General features: G+C 66.8%; 6 protein-coding genes. 3 read left to right on the forward strand and 3 right to left on the reverse strand.

Annotated features, from left to right (window positions below; all coding sequences use genetic code 11):
- The 3 genes from JOY90_RS05850 to JOY90_RS05860 all read left to right on the forward strand — a co-directional run.
- A partial coding sequence (locus JOY90_RS05850) for an adenylate/guanylate cyclase domain-containing protein (protein ID WP_291690203.1) occupies nucleotides 1-1128 on the forward strand: 1128 nt, incomplete at its 5' end.
- An 8-nt stretch (nucleotides 1129-1136) separates the two neighbouring features.
- Nucleotides 1137-2552, forward strand: a complete 1416-nt coding sequence (locus JOY90_RS05855) for a chemotaxis protein CheW (RefSeq protein WP_291690204.1) — start codon at nucleotides 1137-1139, stop codon at nucleotides 2550-2552.
- A 388-nt stretch (nucleotides 2553-2940) separates the two neighbouring features.
- Nucleotides 2941-3948: a hypothetical protein gene (locus JOY90_RS05860; RefSeq protein WP_291690205.1), complete on the forward strand. Its 1008-nt coding sequence runs from the start codon at nucleotides 2941-2943 to the stop codon at nucleotides 3946-3948.
- Nucleotides 3949-4101: 153 nt separating this feature from the next.
- Here the strand turns inward: JOY90_RS05860 and gmk are convergent, their stop codons facing one another.
- From gmk to mltG, 3 genes are all read right to left on the reverse strand, one after another.
- Nucleotides 4102-4761 carry a guanylate kinase gene (gmk, locus tag JOY90_RS05865; RefSeq protein ID WP_291690206.1) on the reverse strand — a complete coding sequence of 220 codons (660 nt, stop codon included), beginning with the start codon at nucleotides 4759-4761 and terminating at the stop codon, nucleotides 4102-4104.
- Nucleotides 4762-4780: 19 nt separating this feature from the next.
- The gene (locus tag JOY90_RS05870) at nucleotides 4781-5668 is read right to left on the reverse strand and encodes a YicC/YloC family endoribonuclease (RefSeq protein WP_291690207.1); all 888 of its coding nucleotides are present in this window, start codon (nucleotides 5666-5668) and stop codon (nucleotides 4781-4783) included.
- Nucleotides 5669-5786: 118 nt separating this feature from the next.
- Nucleotides 5787-6744 (reverse strand): endolytic transglycosylase MltG (gene mltG, locus JOY90_RS05875; protein WP_291690208.1); only part of this gene is annotated, 958 nt, incomplete at its 5' end.

Genomic DNA, 6744 nt, shown 5'->3' on the forward strand with positions numbered 1-6744 from the left:
GTGCGTGCCAACGCCGCTGCGGGTCGGATCCTGCGCGGATCGGATCTCATGGCCGGGCGCGCGACGGTCAGGAGCCTTTGCGGTGATTTCAATCAGGCGCTCGGCGACGAAATCTGGGACGTGATCGGCGGTGGAGCGGAACGTCAGCCTGATGACACCGACTTTGCCGCAGCGGACGGCGGCTGGATCGCCATTCGCCGCACGATCCGGCCCGCCGGCGCGAGCGGAGAGTCCCGCGGCGCGCTGCTCATCATCGAGGACGCGACCGAGCAGCGGCGAATGCGATCGCTGCTCGAAAAGACGATGTCGCCGGGAGTGGCGAGGAGCTGGCTTGCGGCCCCCAGGGAGGAGCTTGGCGGCGAACTGCGCGAAGCGACGATCCTGTTTGCCGACATACGCGGGTTCACGTCGCTCGCGGAGAGCCTGGGTCCGCACGCGGTCGTCGATCTGCTCAACCGCTATTTCACCTACATGGCGGATGTGATCGGCGCCGAAGGCGGCACCATCGACAAGTTCGTCGGTGACGGCATCCTGGCCCTGTTCGGCGTCCCGACCTCGCATGGCGACGATGCCGACCGCGCCGTGGCGGCGGCGCGCGACATGCTTCGCGCGCTTTCGCTGCTCAACGCTGAGCCCGGCTTTCCACAGCTCAAGATCGGGATAGGCATTGCCACGGGACCGGTCATCGCCGGCCGGATCGGCTCGCCCGATCGGATGAACTACACGGTGATCGGCAACGCAGCCAACCTCGCTGCGCGCATCGAGGGCGTCTGCAAGAGCTATGGCTGCCCCATCCTCGCCTGCGACGAGACCGTCAGGCGGTTGCGCCGCCCGGCCACGACCCGGCTCATCGACATCGTCTTCGTCGAAGGACAGGAGACCCGGACACCGATCCACGAGATCTTCGTCGAAACGTCCGGTACCGATGCGCCGTGGCTGACGCCTTTTGCGGCCGGCGTTTCCGCCTACCTTGCCGGCGAATTCGCAACCGCCCAGCTCCATTTCGCCGAGGCCGGCGCGATCAAGGCCGATGATCCGATCACCCGCGTCCTGGTGCAGCGCTGCCGGGAGCTCGAACGGCAACGCCCGTCGGACTGGACCGGGGCGTGGAAGCTCAGGGAGAAATAGTCAGACCCATGCGACGGCTCGATTTCCTGTGCGTGCTCGCCGGAACACGGCGCATCGCGGTGCCGCTCAACCTCGTGCTTTCGGTGGAGGAGGCCGGTCCGCTGACGCCGCTACCCTTCAACCCACCGATGGTCGAAGGCCTGGTGATGGCGCTCGGCCGCGTGCTGCCGCAAATGCCGCTCGCCGCGGTGCTCGACGAGCCGAGCCGCGACGGCGGCGTGCTCGTCGTACTTGCGGCGAGCGACGACGTTCGCGCGCTGCGTGTCGACCAGGTCGCCGGCATGGTGCAGGTCGACGTGGAAGGCATCGAGACGATCGAGCAGGCGGAACGTGGCGTCCAGCCGCTGCTCAGCGCACGTTTCACGGCGCTCGACGTCGACTGGTCGGTCCTCGACTATCCCCGCCTGACCGCCGAGCAGCCGATGGAAACCGAAGCGGCGGAAGGCGCAGCGCTGGTGGGCGTGAGCGGCGAGACCGTGACGGAAGAGTCCTCCTCGGCCGATCACGGCGAGCATCTGCCGCTCCTGATGATCGAAATCGCCGGTGAGAGCTATGCCGTGCCGATCGGGGAGATCGTCGAGATTCTCGTTCCCGGCGTGATCCGGTCGATGCCGGCCGCGCCCGATTGGGTCGCAGGCCTGATCGATCGGCGCGGCACCCCGCTGCTGGTGCTTTCCGCGGCGGCCCTGCTCGGCCGCCCGTCGGCCGGCGAGCCCAGCACCGTGCCGATCGTCGAAATTCCCGGCATTGGCGATATCGGCATCGCCATCGATCGCGCGGTCGGCATCGAGCGCCTGCCTCATGCCGACATCCACGCGGTGACGCAGGACATGCCCGGCGTGACCCGCTATTTCGTTCATGCGACCGAGCACATCATCGGCATCATCGATCCGGCCGCGCTGACCGGCCAGGTTCGCGATATCGTCGCGGGCCTGGTGCCGCAACGCGAGCATCCCGTGGACGACACGCCCGCCGCGCGAGCAACGAGATCGTCGCGCAAGCTGCTCGCCGTGCGCGTGGGCCGCGAGCTGCTCGCTTTGCCGCTGGAGCGGGTCGAGCGGATCCAGGCCTCCGTCGTATTGACCCCGTTGCCACAGCCCGGCACCGGCTTCCATGCCATGACCGATGTCGGCGATGCCGCCGTTCCGGTGCTGGATTTGCGGCGCCAGATTGCCGACGCCGGATCGGCGCAGACGCCGCCATGCACCCTGGTCCAGATCGAGGGAGCGCTGGCCGGGCTCGCGGTCGACCAGGTGTTGCGGATCGAGGACATTCCCGACAGCGATGTCGAGGACATCGCCACGCACCCGCTGCTACCCATCTCACATGTCGCGCGCTCGGGCGACAACCTCCTGTCGGTGCTGGTCATCGATCGCGTGCTGCCGCCGCTGGACGACATCGTCGCGGTCTCGCCCTCCGATTGACGAACGGTCCATCCGCAGCGCGATACCCGCATCCCATAACACCGGCCCCTGATGCACGTGCTGCTGGAAGCGGCACGCCAAAACAAGAACAAGTAGCGGCGCCATTGTTGCCTAAATCACGCTGCTGTTCCGCAAAAATCGCGAGCCCGAATTAAGCCCAATCCTCTCCGGAATTGCGGCCCAATGCGACCCAAGTCTTTTGCGAGACGGTCTGACACGGTGCTTCAGAAGCCCTCTTCGTATCTGCGCGCCAAGCACTTCGAGAGAGCTTCTAAACCACCAGAGCAGGTTTCCAGTATCCCTCCGAACCCGGAATCCGCAGGTATGATCGCGGATAGGGCTGCCGGCTTCGCGGACACTGGCGTTTCGTTGCGTACCGGAGATGCGTATGTCAGATCGAACCTCAAAATTCGCATCCGCCATCGCCGTCGCCATCCTGCCCGCGCTGCCCATGACCGCCGCGGCCGAAGACTGCCTCAAGGAGCCGACCGGCGTCGCGCCCGAGGGACAGCATTGGTTCTACCATAACGACCGCAGCACCCAGCAGCGATGCTGGTACCTCCGCGATCTCGACGACAAGCCGGCGCGGGCGGAGGCGCAAGTTCCGGCGATGTCCGCCAAGCCTCCTGCTCCCTCTCGAAGGATCGAAGCCGCGGCCGGCCCATCGGCGTCGGACGCCTATGCCGAGTTGCCCACGCGTCCCCGCGTTCAGGCCGACGCCGGCACCGCGGTGGCGACCGTCGCGCAACAACAGGCCACGGCGCCTGCCGCGCCGGCTCCTCCGGTCGCAGCGCCCGTGGTGCGGGCGACGGACGTCATCTGGCCCGACCAGCCGAGCCCGCCAAACAACGCAAATCCGTCATCCCCCGCACCCGGCGACGCGACCACGCTGGTTGCCGATCCCCCAATCGACAATGCCCGGACGGCGGCAGACCCCGCTTCGGTGCCGACCGCCGCGGCGCCGGTTGAAGCACCGGCGCCGGCCGACAAGAACTACAAGAACCCTGGATCGCTGCAGAAGCTGCTCATGGTCGCCGGCGGCGCGCTGACGCTCGCCGGCCTGATCGGCAGCGCGGTCTACCGGCTCGCCAGCTTCCTGGGCCGTCGGCGGCGCAGCAAGAACCGCTGGCCCAAGCGCGCGCGACGGCCACAGCCGGCGTCAAGGAGCCGTCAGCCGGCCGCCCCACGCGAACCGCAATTCGCCAAGGTCAGCGCCGTCAATGTCGGTGCGCTGGCCGCGATCGGTCCCGACGAATTCGGGCCCATGGGGAACGACATCCCGTTCGCGCCGCCAAGTCATCGCACGCAGGGCCGGCAGACCGAGGCTCCGGTCGAGCGGATCGAGGTGATCGAGGAATTCCTTGCGCGTTTCGCCAGGCAGGCGCAGCACCAGTAGGGCCTCACGCGAAAAAGCTGCGCGGAGCGTGCAGCGCTTAGAAGCGTTTTCGAGCGAAGTGGATACCGGTTCGCGTGAAGAAAAAGCGTCAAAACAAAGAAGCTAGCTAGAGCTTCCGTTCCGATTCCATCGGAACGGAAGAAGCTCCAGGGGCTACTTCTCCAGCTGGCGCTGCAGCTCGCGCACGAATGAGGTCAGCCCGGTACGGCGCTCGCGTTTCAGACGCTCGGCCTTGAGGATCGATTGGACCTCGGCAAAGGCGTCGTCGACCTCCCGGTTGATCACGATGTAATCATACTCGGCCCAGTGGCTCATCTCGTGGCTGGCGCGGCTCATGCGACGGCGGATCACCTCGTCCGTATCCTGGGCGCGGGAATGCAGGCGCTTCTCGAGGTCGGCGGCCGACGGCGGCAGGATGAACACGCTGACGACATCGGCGCGCGCTTTCTCGCGCAATTGCTGCGTCCCCTGCCAGTCGATATCGAACAGCACGTCCCGTCCGTGCGACAGGGCGGTCTCGACGGCGGCACGCGGCGTGCCGTAGCGATGATCGAACACGATGGCCCATTCCAGGAGCTCGTCGCGCTTCACCATCGCCTCGAAGCGCGCCTGATCGACGAACAGATAGTCACGGCCTTCGACCTCGCCGGGCCGCATCGGCCGGGTGGTGACGGACACCGACATCTCCAGGCCGGGCATCCGCTCGAGCAAGAGGCGCGACAGCGTCGTCTTGCCCGCGCCCGACGGGGAGGACAGCACGAACATCAGTCCACGCCGTTCCAGTCCGTGCACGCGATGGCCGTGAGCCGTCATGAATTACTCCAGGTTTGGATCACTCCAGATTTTGGACCTGCTCGCGAAACTGCTCGACCACGTTCTTCAGCTCGAGCCCGACATTGGTCAGCTCGATGTCGTTCGACTTGGAGCAGCAGGTGTTGACCTCGCGGTGGAACTCCTGGGCCAGAAAGTCCAGCCGGCGGCCCACCGGCCCGCCCTTGCCGATCAGCTCCCTGGCCTGCGAAACATGCGAGGCGATGCGGTCGAGCTCCTCGCGGACGTCGGCCTTCGCCGCGATCAGCAAGGCCTCCTGATTGAGCCGGTCGGCGTCGAAGCGGTCCGATGCTTCGAGCAGGGCGGTGACCTGCTCGGCCAGGCGTGAGCGGATCGCCTCGGGCTTGCGGCCCGGCGTCGCCTCGGCCCTGCCGGCCAGCACCTCGATCTCGTCGATCCGCTGCATCAGGACCTGGCTCAGCGCCGTGCCTTCGCGCCGGCGCATCGCGACGAGACCGTCGAGCGCCTCGTCGAAGGCGCCCGCGGCCGCAGCCTTCGCCGCCTTGTCTTCCTCCTCGTTGCTTTCCGGCTCGACCACCTCGATCACACCCTTGATCGCGAGCAGTCCATCGACGCTCGGCGCCACCGCATCGATCTTGGCGGCAAGCTGGCCGGCGACCTTGACCACGGATGCCAGCACTTCCTCGTTGATGCGCACCGACGACAGGGCGTTGGCGCGTTTGACATTCAGGTTGGCGTAGATGGTGCCGCGCGCAAGCAGCTCTGCGGCCCGCTTCTTGGCAGGCCCCTCCAGCTCGTCCCAGCCCGGCGGCAGCCGCAGCCGCAGGTCGAACCCCTTGGCATTGACCGACTTCAATTCCCATTCGAAGGCGTAGGGTCCGCTTGCGCCGTGACTGCGGGCAAAGCCGGTCATGCTCGACAGCGGCATGATGATGGGTTCTCCTGAACAGAAAGTTGCCAGATTCGCAGGCCAAAGCGCGCGCGGACCATAGGCCGTTTTCAGGAGAAGTGTATAGCCCGGGCCTGATCCGGCCGTCTCATTATGATCATTGCTGCACGACCCCGGGCCCCGGCGTCGATTGCGCGGCGCCCTGACGGGCCGGCGCGCGTGCGGGCTTCTTGGCGGCCGGCTTGGCGGTGGTTGCAGCGGTCGGCGCCGCGTCGGCAGGGGCCGCCGCGGGAGGCGGATCATCGGCCGGCTCGACCGTATCGTTCTGGATCTGCTTCTCCATCGTGCGCAGCTTGGTGACGTTCTTCAGATGCTGGTCATAGGTCTCGGTGAAGGCGTGGCCACCGCTGCCGTCGGCCACGAAGTACAGGTCTCGCGTCCGGGCCGGGTTGGCCGCGGCCTCCAGCGAGGCACGGCCGGGATTGGAGATCGGCCCCGGCGGCAGGCCCTCGATCACATAGGTGTTGTAGGGGGATGGCTGCGTGATCTCGCTGCGCTTGATCGGCCGCCCGAGCGTGCCCCTGCCGCCGACCAGGCCGTAGATGATGGTCGGATCGGACTGCAGCTTGACCTTCTGCTTGAGACGGTTGACGAACACCGCCGCCACACGGCTGCGCTCGTCGGGCTTGCCGGTTTCCTTCTCCACGATCGAGGCCAGCGTGACGAGCTGCGCCGGGGTCGTGATCGGCAGGTCGGCGCTGCGGTGCTCCCAGATCTCGGCCACGATGCGCTTCTGCGCCGCCTGCATGCGGGAGATCACCTGCTCGCGCGGGGTGCCGCGCGGGAACTTGTAGGTTTCCGGCAGCAGTGTTCCCTCGCGCGGGATCTCGCGGACGGAACCGGTGAATATCTCGTTGTCGGAAAGCCTGTTCACGATCTGCTCGGACGTCAGCCCTTCCGGAATCGTGACGGCATGCTGCACCACCTTGCCCTCGACGATGGTGGCGATCACATCGCGGAGACTCGCGTTCTTCTGGAAGGAATATTCGCCGGGCTTCAACTCCGAGCGCGCCTTCAGTGCAAACACGGCGCCGATGAAAGCCCAGCGATTGCTG

Origin of the sequence: Bradyrhizobium sp., assembly GCF_019242285.1 — a bacterium.
Classification (GTDB): Bacteria; Pseudomonadota; Alphaproteobacteria; order Rhizobiales; family Xanthobacteraceae; genus Bradyrhizobium.